Here is a 21,108-nt window from a genome sequence, read left to right as displayed (position 1 = left end):
GAGTATCAGGGGGAGGTGGTGGGGGTCATAGGTTACAACAGCATCGATCACGACCTTGGCAAGGTGGTCATCGGTTACTGGCTGGCGGAGCGCTGGCAGGGTAACGGCATCATCACCCGGGCCTGTCAGGCCCTGATCCACCACGCCTTCGAAGAGATGGGGATGGAGAAGGTGGAGATCAGCGCTGCCACCGATAACGAGCCCAGCAGGGCTGTTTGTGAACGGCTCGGGATGCAGCTGGAGGGGGTGACCCGGCGCGCAGAGCGTCTGGGCAACCGGATTGTGGACCATGCCCACTACAGCCTGCTGCGCGATGAGTGGCTAAGACAGCGGGAGTCCTGATGGCGCTGCCACATATCAAGACGGCCCGTACCCACCTGACCATACTGTCGCCGGATCAGGCCCCCATGATGCTCGACTTCTACCGGCGCAACCGCGCCCATCTCGCCCCCTGGGAGCCGCTTCGGGACGAGCAGTTTTACACCCTCTCTTACTGGCATGCCCGGCTGCAGGACAGCTACAGCCAGTTCTTCAACGGCACCGGCGTCAATCTGGTGGCCCTCGATCCGGCTGGCGAGCGGGTGATCGCCACCTGCAACTTCAGCAATATCCTGATGGGGGTCTTCAAGGCGTGTCATCTGGGCTATGCCATCGACCAGCAGCATCAGGGACAGGGGGTGATGGGAGAGGTGCTGTCAGCCGCCATCGACTACCTGTTTCGGGAGCACGATCTGCATCGCATCATGGCTTGCTATATGCCAGCCAATCAACGCAGTGGCGCCTTGCTGGAGCGGCTCGGCTTCGAGCGGGAGGGATTCGCGCGGGCGTATCTGATGATCAATGGCCGCTGGGAGGATCACATCCTCACCTCGCTGATTAATCCGGCCCCCTGAGCGACAGATAAAAAAACGGGCCCGAAGTTGCCTTCGGACCCGTCTTCGAATGAGGTGCAGGCTTAGTTGGCCTTGGCATCGCTCACTGCAGCTTCAACCTTGGTAGCGGCTTCGGTAGCAGCTTTTTCTACGGTTGCAGTCGCTTCGGAGGTGGCCTTCTCTACGGTAGAGGTGGCTTCGCTAGCGGCTTTTTCTACAGTGGCAGCAACTTCGGCGGCCGGAGCAGCAGCAGGAGCGGCAGCTTTTTCTTCTTTCTGACCGCAAGCAGTCAACATCAGACCCAGGATACCGGCTACCAGTACTTTGTTCATGTGCATTCCCTCAAAAAAAGATGGAGAGATGGTCTGTGCAACCATCACAGCGCCCACCGTTGCCCGGTATTGAAACAAGAAGCCGGGAGGCAGCAGGCGGGCGCAATATAGCCCCATTAGTTACCGATGAAAACGGATATCACAATGACATTTTTTCGTGCCGTGGATAAAAAGCTCCACTGCAACGACTGATATCAATACAAGATGCCGTTAAATGGCACTAATTGCACAATAAAACACCGCTTTGTTGCCATCTTGTGGTGGTTTAACAAGGTAAAGGTTGGTCAAGCGCGGCCGATGACCCGCACCTTAGTCAGACAGCTTCTGACAGGGCAGCCGTTTTCCCTCAAGGTGGCTCTGACGGGCCAGATCCAGCAGCGCCATCACCGCCAGCGCTTCACTTGCTGGCACCAGATTGCTTCCCTCCCCCTTGATGGCGGCGCAGACACCGCGATAGTAGGCGCCATAATCCCCCGCCTCACCCACCACGCTCTGCTGCTGCAACTGACCATCGACAATGCGGCTGAGCTGACCGGGTTCACTATCAATGCCCCAATCCGCCGCCGGTGGCCGCTTGCCCAGTTTGAGCTGATCTTCCTGCACATCCATACCGAATTTCACGAACGAACCCTGGCTGCCGTGAATGACAAAGCGCGGCATGGTGGCCGAGACCAGACAGCTGCCATGCAGAATAACCCGCAGAGCACCGTAACCCAGCACCACATGGAAGTAGTCGTCCGCCAGTGCGCCGGGGCGTTGCTCGGCCAGATCGGCCTGCAGCCAGTCCGGCTGGCCGAACAGCTGCAGCGCCTGATCCAGTACATGGGGGCCGAGATCGAACCAGAGGCCGGAACCCGGGCCACCCGCTTCGCGCCAGCGCTGGCGCACTTCGGGGCGATAGCGATCGAAGTGGGATTCGAACTGGGCGATCTGCCCCAGCGTCCCTTCGGCAATCAAACGGCGCACGGTAAGGAAATCCCCGTCCCAACGACGGTTGTGGAAGATACTGAGCAGCCGCTGCTGCTTTTCGGCCAGTTCGACCAGTGCTTGCGCCTCGGTCAGATCCAGTGCAAAGGGCTTGTCGATCACCACATGTTTGCCTGCCAGGAGCGCCTGGCGGGCGAGGGGGGCGTGGGTGTCGTTGGGGGTGGCGATCACCACCAGATCGACGGTCTCATCGCTTAGCACCTCCTCCAGTGAACCGACCCGGCAGCCGGGCAGATCGGCCTGCACCTTGGCGGCATCGCGGCTTACCACCCAACTCAGGGACAAGCCCGGCGTGGTGGAGAGGAAGGGGGCGTGGAAGGTCTTGCCTGCAAAGCCATAGCCCACCAGGGCTGCGTTGAGAGTGTGGCTCATCGGGAGTTCTCCGCTGACATCGAGTGAGTGGGGTTGCCATCGCCGGCTCTCTGCCGGATGGCCATACGCTGTAAAGGCGATACAAACGAGAAGGGGGCCGATGGCCCCCTGAGTGTGCCCAGCAGAGCACAAGATTTATTGCAAACACAAGCGGCGACCGCGGCGGGTCATCAGCATCACCAAGGGCGGCAGCAGCAGCCACATATGCAGTGCCAGCTGGCTGAGCGGGTCGTGCATCAGGGCGCCGGTCAGACCAACCAGGGCGCCGGAGCCGCTCATCTGGAACAGGCCGAGCAGGGCGGCGGCGGTACCGGCGCAGTGGCCGAACGGTGCCAGCGCCATCCCGGCGGCTGAGCCCAGAATCATGGCAAAGCCGATGCTGGAGAGGAACACCGGCCCCATCATCGCCAGCGGATGTTCGATGTGCATCGCGAGGGTCAGGGTGATGGCCGAGAGCATCAGTACCAGCAGGCCGATACGCAGGGTGCGTCTTGGCCCTACCTTGGCAATAAAGCGCGGGGCCATGAAACAGGCCAGAATGTTAAGCGCAGCGTTGGCGGTAAACCAGTAGCTAAAGCCGCTCATATCCAGCCCCAGTTTCACCATCAGCTGCACCGGTGCGGCGGTGACATAAGCGAGGATCACCGCCATCGCCAGCATGCACAGCGCCGCGTTGAACAGGAAGCTGGGGGAGCGCAGTACCGGGCTGTAGCGAGACCAGCTGATGAGGGCGCCTTCGCTACGGGTCTCCTCCGGGCGGGTCTCCGGCATCCGCCACATCAGCCAGCTGCCGACGATGAGCGCATAACCGGCCATAAACCAGAAGTTGGCAGACCAGCCCGCCTTGGCGGTGAGCCAGCCACCGAGCAGGGGGGCCAGCGCAGGAATAAAGCAGATGGCGCCATTGAGGTAGGAGATCATCTGGCCGCTCTTTTTCGGGCCGTAGCTGTCACGTACCACCGAGAAGGCGGCGACCGAAGTAGCGCAGGCGCCGAAGCCCTGCAGCACCCGGGCCAGCATCAATTCACCGAGGCTGGCGGCAAAACCGGCCCCCAGCGCGCTCAGGCCATAGAGCAGCACGCCGCCCAGCGCGATGGGCTTGCGACCGTAGCGATCGGCCAGCGGGCCAACAAGCAGTTGCCCCAGCCCCATGCTGAACAGGAACCAGGTGATGGTGCCCTGCATCAGAGTTACTTCGGCGCCCAGCTGCTCGGCCATCTGCGGAATGGCGGGAAGGTAGATGTCGATAGCCAGCGGACTGAACAGCACCAGTAGTACGAGTAAAAGTATCAATGGCATCTGTCACCTCTTTAGTCAGCCAGGTTAATGAATTGGGGCGCGAGTCTACTGACTCACAGTAATGAATAGAAATGGTATTTAATCACTTTGGTTATTCCATTATGGAAACATGTATTAAAAAGCTGGTTATTCGATGGCGGCAAATCCCCCGTAACCCCATCACAGCGGGTGTAATTGACGCTTTTACTAAACGCTTGCGCCGCATAGAATGCGCAGATTATTTTTGCGGAGGTGCTCGATGAACAAGCTTGTCCTGGCAACAGGTAACCAGAAAAAGGTGAAGGAATTGGCCGCCATGCTGGCCGATATGAAGATCCAGGTGATCCCACAGAGCGAGTTTGCGGTCTCCGATGCCGATGAGACCGGCACCACCTTCGTCGAGAATGCCATCATCAAGGCCCGCCACGCCGCCCGCATTACCGGTCTGCCCGCCGTGGCCGATGATTCCGGTCTGGAAGTCGATCTGCTGCAAGGGCGCCCCGGCGTCTACTCCGCCCGCTTTGCCGGTGTGGGTGCCGGCGACAAGGCCAACATCGAGAAGCTGCTCGGCGAGCTGCAAGGTGCCCCCGAGTACCTGAAGAGCGCCCGCTTCTGGTGTGTGCTGGTCTATATGCGCCACGCCGATGATCCCACCCCCATCATCTGTCAGGCGAGCTGGGAAGGGATGATCATCGACGAGCCGCGCGGTCAGCATGGTTTCGGCTATGACCCGGTCTTCTTCGTGCCGGATCACGACTGCACCGCCGCCCAGATGCCCGCCGAGCTGAAAAACCAGCTGAGCCATCGCGGTCAGGCGCTGGCCAAGCTCAAAGCGGCGCTGGCTGCGGCGCACTGAGCCAATTCGCCACCTTGTCGGTTACACACGGTCAATTACACATAGTCATCTACAATGGGGGCCTTGAGCCCCCGTTTTATTGGAAGCCCCATGCTGCAACTGCCGCCGCTCTCTCTCTATATTCATGTGCCCTGGTGCGTCCAGAAGTGCCCTTACTGTGACTTCAACTCCCATGCCCAGAAGGGGGAGTTGCCTCACCTCGAATATGTCGCCGCCCTGCTGGAGGATCTGGATCAGGATCTGAAGTGGGCACAGGGGCGGCCGCTCTCCTCGATCTTTATCGGTGGCGGCACCCCCAGCCTGTTGACGGTGGAGGCGATGCAAGCCTTGCTGGACGGGGTGCGGGCCCGTATTCCGCTCGCCGCAGATTGCGAGATCACCATGGAGGCCAACCCGGGCACGGTGGAGGCGGACAAGTTTGCCGGTTTCCAGCGCGCCGGCATCAACCGCATCTCCATCGGTGTGCAGAGCTTCCAGCAGGAGAAGCTGAGCCGCCTCGGCCGCATTCACGGCCCGGAAGAGGCGCGCAAGGCGGCGGCACTGGCCCACGCCATCAAGTTGCCTACCTTCAATCTGGATCTGATGCACGGTCTGCCGGATCAGAGTCTGGATGATGCCCTTTATGACCTGCAGCAGGCTATCGACTGCGCCCCGCCGCACCTCTCCTGGTATCAGCTCACCATAGAGCCGAACACGGCGTTTGCCTCCAAGCCGCCCACACTGCCGGAAGATGACACCCTGTGGGACATCTATGAGCAGGGCCACGCCATGCTCACCGCCAGCGGTTATCGCCAGTACGAGATCTCGGCTTATGCCAAAGAGGGCTACCAGTGCCATCACAACCTCAACTACTGGCGCTTTGGCGACTATCTGGGGATCGGCTGTGGCGCCCATGGCAAGGTGACTGATCTCGCGAACCAACAGATCCTGCGCACCGCCAAGGTGAAGCATCCGAAAGGGTATCTGGACAAGAGTCGCCCCTATCTGGACGAGCAGTGGCAGGTGACGGCAGACGATCTGCCGCTCGAATACTTTATGAACCGCTTCCGCCTGTTTGAACCGGCCCCCAAGGCGGAGTTCGAGGCCTATACCGGCCTGCCGCTGGAACGGGTGGAGACGGTGCTCGCCATCGCCCAAAGCAAGGAGCTGATCGAGGATCTGGGGGATAGCTGGCAGCTCACTTCTCTCGGCCATCGCTATCTCAACGTGCTGCTCGAACTCTTTATGGATGAGTGAGTAGCCTGTTGAGGTGCAACTTTGAGGTGGTGAGTTGGCGTTGCCAAATCGCTTCTTCTGTCAAAACAATCAGGGCGCCAATGGCGCCCTGATTGTTTATGGTCGGTAGAAACCCGCTCAGCAGCAGACGCGGATCATCTGCTGTTGGCCAGGCTCCCACCGCTTGCCAAATTTGGCCTTGCGCTGGTAACTCCCCTTGCCCTTCTTGTTGCGCTCGACCCGGCTGCGAAACAGCGGATCGGAGAGCAGGGCGTGCAGATGGTTATCCTTTATTTCGCCGCGCTGATGGGCATAGCAGCCCCCTTGCGCATTTTCCTCACGGGGGAGGGCGGGTTGGTCGACCCGAATTTTGGCCATGATGGCACCTCTTCTTTTCTCTTGGTGTGTTGATGCTTGTGTCTGGATGGTGGTTTTCGCTGCGGGTGCCTGTGCAGGCTAGCGCCCGGCAACCGGATGCACTTGCACCGGTTAAAAACGCGGCGATTTTGTCACCAAATCGCCGCCGGAGCAATGCGTCGGGCACGCCGAGTCAGTCACACTGAGCTAGGCACGCTCAGTCAGGCATACCATGTCAGCCGTGAACCGGGTCATGCTGGTCGTGGCTGTGGTGCTCGTGATGGGCAGGGGCGCCAGATTCCAGCGTCTCGAGGATGGCGCAGTGCTCCGCCGAGCGCGGCCCGCCGCAGCAGATATTGGAGAGCTCGCGCAGATTGTCGCGAAAGCGGGTCAGTTCGATGATCTTCTGCTCCACCTGGGCCAGCTTGGTGTCGGCTACCGCTTTCACCTCCTGACAGGTGACTTTGGCCTTGTTGGTATCGAGGTCGAGCAGCTCGCCGATATCGGCCAGCGAGAAGCCCACCGACTTGGCGCGGATGATGAATTCCAGCCGCCGCTTGTCCTGTTCGCTGTAGAGGCGGTAGCCGGATTCGTTGCGGATCCCCGGTGAGATAAGCCCGTTCTTCTCGTAAAAACGCAGGGTATCTGCCTTGACCCCGCACGCCTTGGCCAGTTCACCGATCCGATACATGCTCTCTCTCCCCTTGAATGTATGCCGCCACAAAAACCGGAATCCACTATCACCCCTTTGCCCATGGATTGCCAGCCAAGGGCATAAAAGGGGCAGATAAACATCTCCTGGCGACCCTTTTTCCCATAAAACACTGAAAGTGCAAACGTTTCGAGAAAATCAAGTGGAAAACGTTTAACGCCGCGCCAAATAAGGCTTTGCTGTTTCAAAAAATCCACCACAGGTCACATTTTTTGTGTAGAATACGCGCCCATAACAGAGCGCCGCACCAAGCGGGCATTTCCTAAAACGCTTTTGCCGGATGTCGGGGCGAGAGTGGTTTGCGAAATCCCCCACTTCCATTTATTTGGGGACTCTCTGTGTTGAGCCTCGCCTCCCATGGAACGGTCCCCGTTATGTTGAGGACGATAGTGTGATGGAACAAGCTCGACCCATTCGCCGTGCACTGCTGAGTGTGTCTGACAAAACTGGCATTCTGGAATTTGCCAAGGCACTCAACGAGCGTGGTGTTGCCCTGCTCTCCACGGGCGGTACCGCCAAGCTGCTTGGCGAGGCGGGTCTGCCGGTGACCGAGGTCTCCGACTACACGGGTTTCCCTGAAATGATGGATGGCCGGGTCAAGACCCTGCATCCCAAGGTTCATGGCGGCATCCTCGGCCGTCGGGATCAGGATGACGCCATCATGGCCCAGCACGCTATCTCCCCCATCGACATGGTTGTCGTCAACCTTTACCCCTTTGCTGCCACCGTGGCCAAAGCGGGCTGCACTCTGGCCGATGCGGTCGAGAACATCGACATCGGCGGCCCGACCATGGTGCGCTCTGCCGCCAAAAACCACAAAGATGTCGCTATCGTCGTCAAAGCTGCCGACTATGATCGGGTTATTCGCGAGATGGATGCCAACGGCAACAGCCTGAAACTGGCGACCCGTTTCGATCTTGCCATCGCTGCCTTCGAGCACACCGCTGCCTACGATGGCATGATCGCCAACTATTTCGGCACCATGGTTCCTTCTTACGGTGACAACAAGGAGGGTGACGAGGAGTCCCGCTTCCCGCGCACCTTCAACAGCCAGTTCATCAAGAAGCAGGACATGCGTTACGGCGAAAACAGCCATCAGGCAGCCACCTTCTACGCCGAAGAGCATGCCGCGCCGGGTTCTGTCTCCAGCGCTACCCAGCTGCAGGGCAAGGCGCTCTCCTACAACAACATCGCCGATACCGATGCGGCGCTGGAGTGTGTGAAGGAGTTCGACGAGCCGGCCTGCGTCATCGTCAAGCATGCCAACCCCTGCGGCGTGGCCATCGGTAACGACCTGCTGAGTGCCTACGATCGCGCTTACCAGACCGACCCCACCTCCGCCTTTGGCGGCATCATCGCCTTCAACCGCGAGCTGGATGGCGCCACTGCGGCAGCCATCGTGGCCCGCCAGTTTGTCGAAGTGATCATCGCCCCCACCGTCAGCCAGGAGGCCCGCGATGCGGTCGCTGCCAAGCAGAACGTGCGTCTGCTCGAATGCGGTCAGTGGACGGCACCGGCGCAAGGCTTTGACCTCAAGCGCGTCAACGGCGGCCTGCTGGTACAGGAGCGGGATCTCGGCATGGTGACGCTGGGTGATCTGACCGTGGTCAGCAAGCGCCAGCCGACCGAGGCAGAGCTGCAAGATCTGCTGTTCTGCTGGAAAGTGGCCAAGTTCGTCAAATCCAACGCCATCGTCTACGCCAAAGATGGCCAGACCATCGGCGTCGGCGCAGGCCAGATGAGCCGTGTTTATTCGGCCAAAATCGCCGGTATCAAGGCGGCGGACGAAGGACTGACCGTGGCGGGCTCCGTGATGGCCTCCGATGCCTTCTTCCCGTTCCGCGACGGTATCGATGCTGCCGCGCAGGCCGGTATCTCCTGCGTGATCCAGCCGGGTGGCTCGATGCGCGATCAGGAGGTGATCGACGCCGCCGACGAGCACGGCATGTGCATGGTGTTCACCAACATGCGCCATTTCCGTCATTGATGGGTCAGGGGCTGCCGATGGCGGCCCTTTTGTTGTCTCTTTTCAACTGACTATTTCCACTGACTGACGGCCCGGGTGGCCGTCCAGTGACCACAAATAGAAGCGAGCGATACGATGAAAGTACTGATCATTGGCAACGGTGGCCGTGAACACGCCCTGGCCTGGAAGGCCAAACATTCCCCGCTGGTGCGTCACGTTTTTGTGGCGCCGGGTAACGCAGGCACCCAGCTTGAGCCGGGTGTCGAGAACGTCGCCATCGAGGCGACCGATATCGAAGGGCTGCTGGCCTTTGCCAAAGAGAAGCAGGTCGGCCTCACTATCGTCGGGCCGGAAGCGCCGCTGGTGAAAGGGGTGGTGGATGCCTTCCGCGCCGCCGGTCAGCCGATCTTTGGCCCGACCGCTGCCGCAGCCCAGCTGGAAGGCTCCAAGGCTTTCACCAAGGATTTCCTGGCCCGTCACGCCATCCCGACTGCCGAGTACCAGAACTTCACCGAAGTGGAGCCAGCACTCGCCTACTTGAGCGAGAAGGGCGCCCCCATCGTCATCAAGGCCGATGGTCTGGCGGCGGGCAAGGGGGTGATTGTCGCCATGACCTTGCAGGAAGCGGAAGACGCGGTGCGCGACATGCTCTCCGGCAATGCCTTTGGCGAAGCGGGCTCCCGGGTGGTGATTGAGGAGTTTCTGGAGGGGGAAGAGGCCAGCTTCATCGTCATGGTCGATGGCGAGCATGTGCTGCCGATGGCCACCAGTCAGGATCACAAGCGGGTTGGCGACGGTGATACCGGCCTCAACACCGGCGGTATGGGGGCTTACTCCCCGGCGCCTGTAGTGACCGCCGAGGTACATCGACGCGTGATGGAGCAGGTGATCATGCCGACCGTGCGCGGCATGGCGGCCGAGGGCAACGTCTACACCGGTTTCCTCTACGCCGGTCTGATGATCGACGGTGCAGGCAATCCCAAGGTGATCGAGTTCAACTGCCGTTTCGGCGATCCCGAGACCCAGCCCATCATGCTGCGGATGCAATCCGATCTGGTGGAGCTCTGCCTGGCCGCTTGCGCAGGCAAGCTGGATCAGAAAGAGGCCATCTATGATCCCCGCGCCGCCATCGGCGTGGTGTTGGCGGCGGGAGGCTATCCCGGCGATTACAGCACCAACCACCCCATCAGCGGCTTGCCGGTGGATGAAGTGGCGGGTGAGAAGGTGTTCCATGCCGGTACCCGTCTGGAGGGCGATATCAGCCTGACCGCTGGCGGCCGCGTGTTGTGTGCAACCGCCCTCGGCCACACTGTGGCAGAAGCCCAGCAGCGTGCCTATCAGCTCGCTGGCCGCATCAAGTGGGATGGCGTCTTCTACCGCAAGGATATCGGCTGGCGCGCCATTGCTCGCGAACAGGAGTAACTGACGCAAGCCATTGGCCAGCTGATTCAGACCCCGCTACGGCGGGGTTTTTTGTCCCTGTTTACCGCTTTCAACCATCCTCATGGTGCGCGTCACCTGCGTTCAATCAGTTACCAAGCGCAAACAAGCGCGGCATATCTGTCACTATTTGCCACAAAAAACAGCATTTTTCACAAACGTTTCACCATGAGTCATGGCATCATGCTGGTAATGAATTCTTGTTTGGATTCATAAGTACCCCTAACAATTCGAGCATGTCGTTATATAAGGAAATCCCATGTTGAAAACCGTCCGCCCCCTGCTGCTGCCCCTGATGTTTGGCCTGATGACCCTGCCTGCCGTGGCGGGTGATCTGGAACAGCCGATGAAGAAGATTGGCTTCAACTACAAGCAGGCCGTCAAGGCTGATGATGCAGCCACCATGGAGAAGCACATCAACGAGATGAAGGCCCAGCTGGATGTGGCCAAGCAGAAGAACATGCCGGCTGCTAAGAAAGAGAAATTCCTTGAAGGGATGAACGAGGTACAGACCGAGCTGGACGCCAGCCTGGCCGCACTCAAGGCGGGTGATGAGGCCAAGGCGCGCGAACATCTGGCCAAGGTCAACGACCTGAAGAAGGAGTACCACAAATATGCCAAGCAAAAAGGGTGAGCCCTTTCGCTGGGATCCGCTGGTTCGCCTGACCCATTGGGGCTTGGCGGCGGTCTGCATCGGCAATCTCTGGGTTAACGAAGCGGGCGAGGAGTGGCACGAGTGGCTGGGTTACGGCGCCATTGGGCTGGTCTCCTTACGTCTGCTCTGGGGGCTCACTTTTGCCCGTGGCTACGCCCGCCTTGGTGCCCTCATCCCCAATGGTGAGGATTTTCGCCAGCAGGCGCGCGAGATGCGTGAGCGGCAGCCTCCGGCACCGGGTCATCACGGTAGCGGCAAGCTGGCCGTGTGGGCGCTCTGGCTGGTTGTGCTGGCCACTGCTGGCAGCGGCTGGTTTCAAAATACCGAGACGGGATTTGAACTGGGGGCTGACGAGTGGCATGAGTGGTGCGTGGTGGCGCTGCAGGGACTGATTGGTCTGCACCTGCTGGCCATCGTCTTCACCTCCTGGCGTCAGCGCAGCAATCTGGTTACCCGGATGCTACCCGCCGGGCGTCGCTCATCCATCCAGAGCGGCAGCAACGAGCAAACCTGAGGCTCAGCATTAGGCTCCTTGTCTCTGAGTGAGGCGCCTGATCCGGACCCTGCCCAGACCCGCCCATGGCGGGTCTTTTCTATGACCTCATCGAGCTCATCACTGGACATTACCCGATCTGCAGATGCAAAAAGGCCGCTCATGATGAGCGGCCTTTTTCAATTTGGTGGCCCCTGGGGGACTTGAACCCACGACCAATCGATTATGAGCGTGGGGAAAATGCATTTTACTGTATTTACGTACAGTATATGATGTTATATAAATCAATATCTTAGAGCGCGCTGATCATTTTATGACCTTCCCTGATCTTCCCCTATATTCTCCCTCTGTCATATCCTATAGGTATCCTTTTTCGACCAATCGATTTCTAGGATACCTGGATCGATTGGTCGGCCAAGAGCAGGCTAGCCAGGGAAAGGAGCGGCAAACGCCACTCCCCCTTGGGCCAAAAAAGGTCGCATAGGGTTTAAATATTGAGGTTACAGAGGTTACAAGGTTACATCTCTCTACAGGCCACGGTTTTACTGGGTTTGTTTGTAACCTCACCATAAATAGTCAGAGGTTACAGAGGTTACAAGACCTGTCTTGCCTGCCCTTCCTCTGGCTAGCCTGGTTTGTGGGGGGAAGATGAAAGCGTTCAAATTCACCAAGGCCACGATCGATGCACTGCCCCGCGCACCAGAGGGGAAGCAGGTCGAGTACTGTGATGCCATGGTGCAGGGGCTGAGGCTTCGGGTCGGGGCCACTGGAACCAAGTCGTTTAGCGTGGCCAAGAGGAAAGAGGGGCGCTTTATCAGGGCTACCTTGGGGCGCTATCCGGCATTGACCATCGACATGGCCCGCGCCAAGGCGCTGGAGATCTTGGGAGACGTGGCCATCACTGGCCAGAACCCCAACGTGATCCGCCGCGAACAGGACAAGCTGAAAGTCACCCTGGGCGAGGCGATAGATGCCTACCTTGCCAGCCGTGGCGACCGGATCAGAGCAGAAACGGCCAAGCACTACCGCGCCGATCTCAACAACTACTCCGGCGACTGGATGACGATCCCCCTGGTCAAACTCACACGGGAAAAGATCGAGGTTCGCCACAAGGCCATCACCGAAGGGTTGCCCAGTGCCTGGCACGGCGCATCGCCAGAGTTTCGCAAGGCTGGCACCGGCAAGGGCAGCAAGGCGCAGGCTGACCGCTGGGCGCGCACACTGCGGGCCGTGTGGCGCTTTGCCCGTGATCACTATCGGGATGCCAATGATCGGGTCATGCTGCCCGAGCCACCAACCGAAGTCCTGAGCAGCAAGCGGCTTTGGCACAACACCCCCAGACGCAACGACCGGATCCGCACCCACGAACTCAGGCGCTGGCTAGATGCTGTGGAGCAGGTCAGGCAGCACGCCATCGACTGGCGGGACGATACGACCGCCACCGTCTGCGATGCCATCGACATGGCACTGTTTACGGGGTTACGCCGCACGGAAGTATTCCAGCTCACCTGGGATCGGGTCAGCATGAGCGGCGGCTACTTCTGGATTGACCAGACCAAGAATGGTGATCCGCTGGAGCTGCCGATCACCGATACCCTGCTCACCATTTTCCGCCGCCGTTGGCACTGGAACCTGAAACAGAGCCGGTTTGTGTTCCCTGGTCGCAATCCAGAGCGCCCTATCCATGAGCCGCGCCGCGTCATAGCCAAGATCTGCGCGGCCACTGTACCGAACCCTAATCCTGACGGCCTGCCAGCGTTGGAGTTCAAATGCCACGATGCCCGCCGTACCTTCGGCACCGTGGCCGAACTGGCCGAGGTCGGTCAGTACACCATCAAGCGCCTGATGAACCACCGCACCTTGCGCAGTGCCGATGTCACCCAGGGTTACATCCACTTCACCGCTGACGAGCTGCGTAAACCGGCTACCAGGATTGAGCGGGATATTTTGGAATATGCGGGCCGCCTGGATAGTAAAAATAATGCCAATAGTAATTTGTTGACTATTTTTGCCACGCTGCCAGAAGACGAGCAACGTCGATTATTGCTGAGCGCTTCAATGAATAATTCAAGGAGTTAAAGCTTTGCTTGATTTATTAAATAAAGAAAATATTTGGGAAGGCTTACTATCTAAGTCGTATGACTATCTTTTTTCAATGGATGTGGCGACGATTCTTGATGAAGTCACAGTAAGGGCTGAGATACTTTATGGTGATAAATACCAGCCATTACTCAATGAAAAGGCTATGTCAGAAGTGGTCGGGCTATTGAAACTGGAGGAACCATTATTCCCAATTGTGAACGATATTATGACTGAATCATTTATTGAGCTTATCGATTATGAAGATGAGGCGTTGGCCATCAGCATGAAATTGAGCGAAATGGACAAGCATATTCTTCACGTCAACTGTAACAAGTATGCAGAACGAGAGCCCAATGTACTTAGTCAAACAGATGTTGTACGACCATTATCAGTTGGGGCGTTGAAGTTTTATTATGAGCATACACTCCGAGCCAACCGACATCATCGCTATGTTGACTCTGTGTCACGTAACGTCATGAAATTCAGGAGTGAATTTGGCGACGTTGTACCATGTGCCCCGCCAATGAAACCAGATGGAAAAGTCTTGTTGAGTATTGATCTTGAGAATAGTTCGAATGATGAGATTTTATCCTCGCTGAAAAGTTTGCTCTCTGTATGGCGCAAAGAATTAGAGATTGGTGAAGTAAGAAAACGACCATTGCAGGTCAAAGGACATACAACGCTCAATAAAATAATAGACTATAAGTTAATTGAGTTGATGGATGTGTTGATTGTATTGAAAGTAGCTAATTGCCATGTTTGTTATGAACGACTGCAAGAGTATCTTTATTTTGATAGTAGGTATAAAGATTGGGGAGCCGATAAAATAAAAAGGACAGTTATTCCACTGTCTAAGAAGTTCACTGATGAGCTTTATTTGAGAACCTTAAAAAATAGTTTGTCTGGCGACAACAAACTGTACTCGATTGTTGCCTCTATCTATGAACCATCCAATGCCTAACACGTCCATGCATCATTAATACTCATACACAAAAATCACTTTTTCATTTTTGTTCCGGTATTAAACATGAAATATGGAAGATAGCCCTCGTAAACCAAGAGGGCTATCAATATGACATCATCTACCAGCCAAACCATTAGTAATCGCCTCACTCGCCGTGAGGCTGCCGCTTACCTTGGGTTGTCTGAGAAGACCCTCGGGGTCTGGGCCAGCAATGGCCGCTATGAACTCCCTTACTACAAGATTGGCAACCGTACCCTCTACGAACGCGCCGATCTCGATGCGTTCCTCGCCTCCCGCAAGATGCTGCATTCCAGCAAACCCGCGAACTCCGTCCAATAACCAGGAGGTATGCACTATGCGCGTAATGTGCACCGAGTGCGGCCAATTAGGCCGGATCACCAAAACCAATCGCATGACGGTAGGGATCGCCAATCTCTATTGCCAATGCACTGATGCCAGTTGCGGTCACTCTTGGGTGTCCACACTGGCCTATAGCCACACCCTGAGCCCTTCAGCCAAGCGAGCCAGCGCCATGGCCATCGCACTGGCGCGAGGGCTGTCGCCGGAGGCGCACGCCCCGCTGTGTCAAAGCATGAACGAACGCCAAAAACAGCTGGATGAGCAGGCCGCTAAAGAGCAAAAAAAGCCCGTTTCAAATGATCGGTGGGTGCTATGAGTAGTCAAGTCAAAACCGGCTGGGTGTGCATCGCCACGGCGGGGCCAACACTGGATGGCCGCACTATTACCCCCGAGTGCCTGCGCGAGCTGGCCCAGACCTACAACCCGAGTTTCTATGTGGCCAACCTCTGGCCAGAGGGGGCACGCATTCGCCCACTTGGCTATGTGGATGCGGTGAAGGTGCAAGAGGAAGACGGCCAGCTCAAGCTGATGGCGGTACTTTGTCCGACCCTTGAGCTGATTGACCTCAACGCCAACGGCAGCCACGGCTTTTGCACCATTGAGGCGGCTGAAAACTTTGCAGGAACTGGCCAGTGGTATCTGGCGGGGGTCTCTGTCACCGACCAGCCGACCATCACGGGGCTGACCCAACTGCAATTCAGTGCCAAGCGGCCCGAGGCGCGCCCGCTCTTGGTGCCAGCCTCTTTGCCTGTGCCAGTCCCCACCAAACCGGTGAACCGGACACCAGACCCTGATCGCATGTTTAAGCAGCTGGAAACCTTGGTGTCGGATATCGACAGCATCAACAAAAAGCTCGCCAGCATGATGCCCTGCCCACCAGACCCGCCCACTGCTGGCCGCCGTGATAACCCCGACTCTGACAACACCTACCCCCTCTACTAAGGAGCCTTTCTGATGACCTTATCTGACCTGCTGCGCGATGTGCGCATGAGCTTTGCCCCCGCGCCGCAACCCAGTTTCGGCAACCTCGACAATGCCACCAGTTTGGCTCTGACGGCGGCCATTTTGCAGGCCGTCCCGTTCCTGTGGATGGTCTCTATCTTGGGGGTGGATGACCCGCACGCCCCGCGCTTTGACCCGCTCAAGCCAACCCTGCGCAGTGGCCGCAAGGCGCAAGCGCGTTTCATGGTACCGGCCAAACCTAGCAAGCGCGCCCACCAATACGAAGAGATGGACAGCAGCGTTATCTGGACATGGCAACAGCTGGCCCAAATGCTGGAAGGGCTCGACCAAGCCCAGGTTAACGCCCTGCTCGAAGAGCTGGCCTTGGCCGCCTTTGGTGATGACTTGATACGGGTCGGCTTCCATGGCCAATCTGCTGCCGTCAATACCGACCCCGTTGCCAACCCCAACGGGGAGGATGTGATGGTGGGCTGGCCCGCCTTGGCCAAGGCTGCTGACCCCGATGGGCTGCGGGTGCTGCGCGATGCGGTCACCTTCTCAACCAGCGGCAAGGGCGATTTCACCGACCTCGACAGCATGGTCTATGCCCTGATTGAGAAGCTGCCCGAGGCGTACCGCCAAGACCCGCGCTTGGTGGTGATGGTCGGCGGCGACCTGCTGCGCGCTCACCAGAAAGCCCACCTCAAGGCCGGACAGGTTCGGGATAAAACCCAGCGCATGAAGATTGCGGACTTGGGCTTTGTCTCGCACCAGCATATGCCAGGCACCTATCTGGCCATCACGCTGGCCGAGAACCTGCAGGTGCTCACCGTCAACCACACCCACCGCCTCACGGCGGGCGACATTGACGACTTGGCCTGCTGGGGCATTCGCTACAACCGCGCCCAGACCTACGCCTTGGGCGAACCAACCGCCTACGCCGCTTTTGATGCCATCACCCTTGTCACTGAGGAGTAACACGATGCAAGAGAATCCTTCTGTGCAGGCCGTGCCGACAGCCCCCGCAGCCACCCGAGCCAACCGACTGGATGAACACGTGACCCTGTTTCAAAGCGAACACAGCAAGCTGATGGAACTCGACCACGAGATATTGACCTTGCGCGAGCAGCGCAAAAACCTGATGGCGCAAATCCCGTCTGCCCAGGCGCGCCGTGAGGAGCTGCGTCAAGGGCGGATAAGCCAGATGATAGGGGGAGAGGTCTCGCTGGAGGAGGCGCGGGAATACCGCGAATTGGCCGAGTTGATAGAGGATGCCCAAGCGGCGGCCAGCATGTCGGAGCGCCAAGAGAAACGCTTGGCATTGCCGCTCTATGATGCCCAGCGTGAAACCGACCTCGCCAAGCGGAGGGTCGCCGGATGGTATGACAACCACCTCGACAACAAGTTGGTGCCCGCCATCTTGAAACCGCTCAAACAACAGTTGGCAGAGCTGGCTGCGTTGACCCGTGCCAAAGGGTGCATCATGGGGCTCGAGGAGGCCCGCCGCTGGGCACTTGCCGAGTTGGGGAGTGCTCTCAATGAGGCATTGAACGGCGAGCCGGTGGCGCTGGAGGGGGATAACCCCGCAGCACGCAAGGCGCTCATTACCTCAACCCGTCCGGAGTGCGCTGATCTGCTGGCGTTGTGTGACAGTCCAGGCAAACGGCAGCAGCTGAAAAGGGAGTTGGGGAAGTAACCGCCCAGAAAAACAAAAGGGAGCCTGCCAGGGCTCCCTATTTGCTTACCCCACCCCCAAATCCAGAGGAGCAAGCCCATGCACCATAGCAAAGCCCCTGATCCCCAGCAAGAGTTGCATCCACAGATCAATTCGGATAGCCTTCAGGTCACCAAGGGCTTAGACACCCCTTGGTATGGCTGGCGGATTAGACACCCGCAGGCAATGACTAAACCAAGGACAATTTGCACCATTTCCCCCATCTTCGGCCTCATGCCGGAGATCTATCCTTTTTTGGGGGCATGGGTCGGGAGCCAAAGAAAACGCCCCCACTGTGCCTTCCTTGGTTTGGCACTGTCTTGCGGCTACCCGATCCGCCTTGGTCTACCAAAACCAAGGATAGTAATCATGATCTTCACCTTCTTGATCGCCACCCATGGTAGGGTCTCTGACCTTCACCGTATACGCACCATTTCTGCCGTCGCTGATACCGAAGCCCAAGCGCGTGCCAATCTGCCTGGCTTGCCGCTCGTGTTTGTTGCCCGTATTCCCAATGCGAAAAGGGGGCAAGCATGAACATCCATCAGAACCCCTCAAAAGAGCTTACCCGCGTCACTGCTGAACTGGATACGTCAGTGTGTGCCCTTCATACCCTTTCCCATTTGTTGTCCGCTAGCGTGGATTGGGAGCGTAAGAGCCGCATCGACCATGAAGAGTTTACCTATGGCCTTTCTGGCCTGCTCAAGGCACTGGCGAAAGACATAGACACCAACTCTTGCCGGATCAGCGAGCTGAATGATCGGCTGCCTGGAGGTGAGTCATGACCTCTATTCGAATTGTCTCTGATGTCTCCCTGGCAGCCCGTGGCCAATGGCCCTTTATCCTGGCTGAACTTGGTCTATCAGTTCCCAAGCGTGGCCAGCATGGCCCATGCCCTGCCTGCGGTGGTAAAGACCGGTTTCGCCTGGATGACAAGGAGGGGCGGGGCACCTGGATTTGTTCCCAGTGCGGCGCCGGTGATGGCTTAACCCTTCTGGCCAAGGCCACCCACAAGAGCACCAAGGAGGCCGCCCAAGAGGTGGCTACCTTGCTCGGGTTATCCCCAGACGGTCTCGATGCAAACGAGGTAGCCGCCCGCCGACAGAACGCCGAGCAGGTAGCAGCCAAAGCCAGACAGGATGAAGAGAAAGCCAAGCGCAAAGCCTGCACCAGGGCCGCCTCAATCATGGGGGATTGCGTTAAGGGCCGTAGCCCCTATCTCTCCCTCAAGCACCTGCCTGACTGGCTGGCAGATACCAATCAGACCCTGATCCGAGAAGCGCGGCACAACTTCCCCCAGGGCTCCCTGGTTATCCCGCTTACTGATGAACATGATCAGCTGGTCAACGTCCAGCTCATCGACCCCCAGGGCGAAAAGCGCTATTTGGCCGGCGGCCAGAAAGCAGGGGCATTTCACCGGTTAACCGGCGGGCTACGGGTGGCAATCTGTGAAGGTTACGCAACTGGTGTCTCTGTCCATTTGGCGACAGGGGCAACCGTCTATTGCGCCATGGATGCAAGCAATCTGCTAGCCGTGGCGGAGATAGCCAAGCGCCGAGAAGGGGCAGAGCCGATCCTGATTGCCGGTGACAACGACGCCAATATTGATGGCAACCCTGGCCAAGCCAAAGCCCAAGAAGCAGCAACAGCGATAGGGGGGCTGATCTGCCTTCCTGGTGAAGCTGGTGACTGGAACGATTACCACCAGGCCCATGGGCTGCTCGATACCAAGAAGGCGATCATGACCTCTTTCGCAGATACCAAGACCCCAACAGAACAAGCACCAGAGACACCAGAACTTCCCGACAACTACAGCATGGGGAAAGATCGACTCTTCGCCATGGAGTGGCGTGGCAAGGGGGAGGAGGCCGAGCGGGTGCCGGTGCCTATCAGTTCCCCGCTACATGTCAGGGCGATCACACACACCGAGCAGGGCCAAGGCTTTGGCCGGTTGCTGGAGTGGCGGGATACCAATGGCAAGACCCGCCGTTGGGCGATGCCCATGCGCATGCTGGTTCACAAAGGTGGAGAGGAGGTATTCGGCCAGCTAGCGGAAAGCGGGCTCAGTTATATCAACATGAGCAAAAAGAACCTGCTGCGCGATTACCTGATGAGCTGCCAGCCGCAAGCCAGGATCACCTGTGTCGAGCGCACTGGATGGCACAAGCGGGCCTATGTGCTGCCAAATGGCAACTTGGGGCCGGATGCCAACGAGGTGATCCTGCAAACCACCGGCTATGTGAATAACGACTTCACCACGTCCGGCACCTTGGTGGAGTGGCAAGCACAGGTTGCCGCCCTGGCGGTCGGTAATAGTCGGTTAGCCTTTGCCATGTCGTGTGCCTTTGCTGCCCCACTACTATCGCTGATCGGGGTGGAGGGGGGCGGGTTCCACCTGAAAGGCGAGAGTACCGATGGCAAGACCACCGTGATGATGGCTGCTGCCAGCGTGTACGGCCCAGAGGCGTTCGCCCATACCTGGCGAGCTACCGGTAACGCGATAGAAGGGATCGCCAGTCGCCGCAACGATGCCCTGCTGTGCCTGGATGAAATCAAGGAGGTGGATGGACGGGAGGCCGGTCTGGTCGCCTATATGCTGGCGAATGGACAGGGCAAGGGCCGAAGCCGCCAAGATGGGGAACTGCGCGAGCGTAAGCAGTGGCGTCTGCTGTTCCTCTCAACCGGTGAGCTTTCCCTGGAAGACCACGCCGAGCAAGCGGGCCAGCGAACCTTTGCCGGTATGGAGATCCGCACTATCCAGATCCCGAGTGATACCGGCAAGCACGGTGCGTTTGAGGAGCTGCACGGCATGGCCGATGGCCGCCAGTTCGCTGATACCCTGCGTGAGCGCTTGCAAGGGCAACACGGCACTGCTTTTCGTGCCTATGTCGAGGCATTGGCCAATGACCTGAACGGGCACTGCGCATGGATGAAGGGGGAGATCCGCCGATTGGCCACGGCCATGACCCCAGAGGGAGCCGGTAATCAGGTAGGGCGAGCTATTAACCGTTTTGCCTTGGTTGCGGCTGCTGGTGAGCTGGCCACCCGCTTGGGTATCACTGGATGGCAAGCAGGAGAAGCCACCAAAGCCGCACGAACTTGCCTTGAAGCGTGGTTGGCCGACCGTGGACACCTGGGCAACCAGGAAGATGCGGCAACCCTGCGCCAGATTCGCCAGTTCTTCACAGCCTATCAGTACAGTCGGTTTGCGGACTGGGATGATCCTAATCACAGACCGATCCAGATGGTTGGCTATCGAAAGAACCCGAAGACAGGTTCAGATGACAGTGCCACATTCTATGTACTGCCAGAGGGATGGAGAGAAATATGCACGGGGATAGACTCCAAAAAAGCTGCGCATCTAGCGCTAGAGCAAGGCTGGATCATCAAAGCTCAGCATGGGAAAACACAAACTCTTATTCGTCTTCCAATGTCTAGTGCAACGCCATCGCGAGTATACATGATGAAAATGGACAAAATGATCATATAAATCAAATGGATATTGATTTTT

At 58.2% G+C, this 21,108-nt stretch carries 22 protein-coding genes and 1 pseudogene; 18 read left to right on the top strand and 5 right to left on the bottom strand.

Annotated elements, in window-relative coordinates; translation table 11 throughout:
* Window positions 1–342 (top strand): GNAT family N-acetyltransferase (locus AACR14_RS02300; protein ID WP_019444981.1); only part of this gene is annotated, 342 nt, incomplete at its 5' end.
* Window positions 342–893: a ribosomal protein S5-alanine N-acetyltransferase gene (gene rimJ / locus AACR14_RS02295; protein ID WP_019444980.1), complete on the top strand. Its 552-nt coding sequence runs from the start codon at window positions 342–344 to the stop codon at window positions 891–893. The genes AACR14_RS02300 and rimJ, both read left to right, overlap by 1 nt.
* A gap of 62 nt (window positions 894–955) precedes the next feature.
* Here the strand turns inward: rimJ and AACR14_RS02290 are convergent, their stop codons facing one another.
* The 3 genes from AACR14_RS02290 to AACR14_RS02280 form a co-directional block, all read right to left on the bottom strand.
* Window positions 956–1,204: a hypothetical protein gene (locus tag AACR14_RS02290; protein ID WP_005340533.1), complete on the bottom strand. Its 249-nt coding sequence runs from the start codon at window positions 1,202–1,204 to the stop codon at window positions 956–958.
* A gap of 309 nt (window positions 1,205–1,513) precedes the next feature.
* Window positions 1,514–2,563: an oxidoreductase gene (locus AACR14_RS02285; RefSeq protein WP_019444979.1), complete on the bottom strand. Its 1,050-nt coding sequence runs from the start codon at window positions 2,561–2,563 to the stop codon at window positions 1,514–1,516.
* Between the two features lie 135 nt (window positions 2,564–2,698).
* Entirely contained in the window at window positions 2,699–3,862 is a 1,164-nt protein-coding gene (locus AACR14_RS02280; RefSeq protein ID WP_005340537.1) for a multidrug effflux MFS transporter, read from the bottom strand.
* Between the two features lie 238 nt (window positions 3,863–4,100).
* Between AACR14_RS02280 and rdgB the strand changes: the two genes are divergently transcribed.
* Window positions 4,101–4,697 (top strand): RdgB/HAM1 family non-canonical purine NTP pyrophosphatase, encoded by a 597-nt coding sequence (gene rdgB / locus AACR14_RS02275; protein WP_005340539.1) that lies wholly within the window; start codon window positions 4,101–4,103, stop codon window positions 4,695–4,697.
* Between the two features lie 90 nt (window positions 4,698–4,787).
* Window positions 4,788–5,933 (top strand): radical SAM family heme chaperone HemW, encoded by a 1,146-nt coding sequence (gene hemW, locus AACR14_RS02270; RefSeq protein WP_019444978.1) that lies wholly within the window; start codon window positions 4,788–4,790, stop codon window positions 5,931–5,933.
* A gap of 117 nt (window positions 5,934–6,050) precedes the next feature.
* Here hemW and AACR14_RS02265 read toward each other — a convergent pair whose 3' ends face one another.
* Both AACR14_RS02265 and zntR read right to left on the bottom strand, forming a co-directional pair.
* Window positions 6,051–6,290, bottom strand: coding sequence for an alternative ribosome-rescue factor A (locus tag AACR14_RS02265; RefSeq protein ID WP_019444977.1), 240 nt, complete (start codon window positions 6,288–6,290; stop codon window positions 6,051–6,053).
* Window positions 6,291–6,504: 214 nt separating this feature from the next.
* On the bottom strand, window positions 6,505–6,960 hold the full coding sequence (gene zntR / locus AACR14_RS02260; protein WP_005341244.1) for a Zn(2+)-responsive transcriptional regulator: 456 nt from the start codon (window positions 6,958–6,960) through the stop codon (window positions 6,505–6,507).
* A gap of 415 nt (window positions 6,961–7,375) precedes the next feature.
* On the opposite strand from zntR, the gene purH reads away from it, so the two are divergent.
* The 14 genes and pseudogenes from purH to AACR14_RS02185 all read left to right on the top strand — a co-directional run bounded on the left by purH (window position 7,376) and on the right by AACR14_RS02185 (window position 21,087).
* Window positions 7,376–8,968 (top strand): bifunctional phosphoribosylaminoimidazolecarboxamide formyltransferase/IMP cyclohydrolase, encoded by a 1,593-nt coding sequence (gene purH / locus AACR14_RS02255; RefSeq protein ID WP_019444976.1) that lies wholly within the window; start codon window positions 7,376–7,378, stop codon window positions 8,966–8,968.
* Between the two features lie 114 nt (window positions 8,969–9,082).
* Window positions 9,083–10,369, top strand: coding sequence for a phosphoribosylamine--glycine ligase (purD, locus tag AACR14_RS02250; RefSeq protein ID WP_019444975.1), 1,287 nt, complete (start codon window positions 9,083–9,085; stop codon window positions 10,367–10,369).
* A 277-nt stretch (window positions 10,370–10,646) separates the two neighbouring features.
* Window positions 10,647–11,021, top strand: coding sequence for a cytochrome b562 (locus AACR14_RS02245; RefSeq protein WP_005349056.1), 375 nt, complete (start codon window positions 10,647–10,649; stop codon window positions 11,019–11,021).
* Complete coding sequence (locus AACR14_RS02240; RefSeq protein ID WP_019444974.1) at window positions 11,002–11,556, top strand: cytochrome b/b6 domain-containing protein; 555 nt, start codon at window positions 11,002–11,004, stop codon at window positions 11,554–11,556. Before AACR14_RS02245 ends, AACR14_RS02240 begins: the two co-directional genes overlap by 20 nt.
* A gap of 627 nt (window positions 11,557–12,183) precedes the next feature.
* On the top strand, window positions 12,184–13,614 hold the full coding sequence (locus tag AACR14_RS02235) for a tyrosine-type recombinase/integrase (RefSeq protein WP_019444973.1): 1,431 nt from the start codon (window positions 12,184–12,186) through the stop codon (window positions 13,612–13,614).
* Between the two features lie 4 nt (window positions 13,615–13,618).
* Window positions 13,619–14,578, top strand: coding sequence for a DUF6387 family protein (locus AACR14_RS02230; RefSeq protein ID WP_019444972.1), 960 nt, complete (start codon window positions 13,619–13,621; stop codon window positions 14,576–14,578).
* Window positions 14,579–14,689: 111 nt separating this feature from the next.
* Window positions 14,690–14,920, top strand: coding sequence for a helix-turn-helix domain-containing protein (locus tag AACR14_RS02225; protein ID WP_041201787.1), 231 nt, complete (start codon window positions 14,690–14,692; stop codon window positions 14,918–14,920).
* A gap of 16 nt (window positions 14,921–14,936) precedes the next feature.
* Window positions 14,937–15,149, top strand: a pseudogene (locus tag AACR14_RS02220) (ogr/Delta-like zinc finger family protein); the annotation flags it as partial.
* Between the two features lie 104 nt (window positions 15,150–15,253).
* Window positions 15,254–15,883, top strand: coding sequence for a GPO family capsid scaffolding protein (locus AACR14_RS02210; protein ID WP_019444969.1), 630 nt, complete (start codon window positions 15,254–15,256; stop codon window positions 15,881–15,883).
* Window positions 15,884–15,895: 12 nt separating this feature from the next.
* Window positions 15,896–16,861, top strand: coding sequence for a P2 family phage major capsid protein (locus tag AACR14_RS02205; RefSeq protein ID WP_019444968.1), 966 nt, complete (start codon window positions 15,896–15,898; stop codon window positions 16,859–16,861).
* A 4-nt stretch (window positions 16,862–16,865) separates the two neighbouring features.
* The gene (locus tag AACR14_RS02200; RefSeq protein WP_019444967.1) at window positions 16,866–17,579 is read left to right on the top strand and encodes a hypothetical protein; all 714 of its coding nucleotides are present in this window, start codon (window positions 16,866–16,868) and stop codon (window positions 17,577–17,579) included.
* A 78-nt stretch (window positions 17,580–17,657) separates the two neighbouring features.
* Window positions 17,658–18,134, top strand: a complete 477-nt coding sequence (locus tag AACR14_RS02195; RefSeq protein WP_019444966.1) for a host cell division inhibitor Icd-like protein — start codon at window positions 17,658–17,660, stop codon at window positions 18,132–18,134.
* Window positions 18,131–18,382: a hypothetical protein gene (locus AACR14_RS02190; protein ID WP_019444965.1), complete on the top strand. Its 252-nt coding sequence runs from the start codon at window positions 18,131–18,133 to the stop codon at window positions 18,380–18,382. Before AACR14_RS02195 ends, AACR14_RS02190 begins: the two co-directional genes overlap by 4 nt.
* On the top strand, window positions 18,379–21,087 hold the full coding sequence (locus AACR14_RS02185) for a DUF927 domain-containing protein (protein WP_019444964.1): 2,709 nt from the start codon (window positions 18,379–18,381) through the stop codon (window positions 21,085–21,087). The genes AACR14_RS02190 and AACR14_RS02185 overlap by 4 nt, the downstream gene beginning before the upstream one ends.
* Window positions 21,088–21,108: the final 21 nt, after the last annotated feature.

It is taken from the genome of Aeromonas sp. 159, assembly GCF_963862045.1.
Taxonomy (GTDB): Bacteria; Pseudomonadota; Gammaproteobacteria; order Enterobacterales; family Aeromonadaceae; genus Aeromonas; species Aeromonas veronii.
The sequence above is the reverse complement of the archived record's forward strand: the minus strand, read 5'-3'. Positions and strand labels throughout refer to the sequence as shown.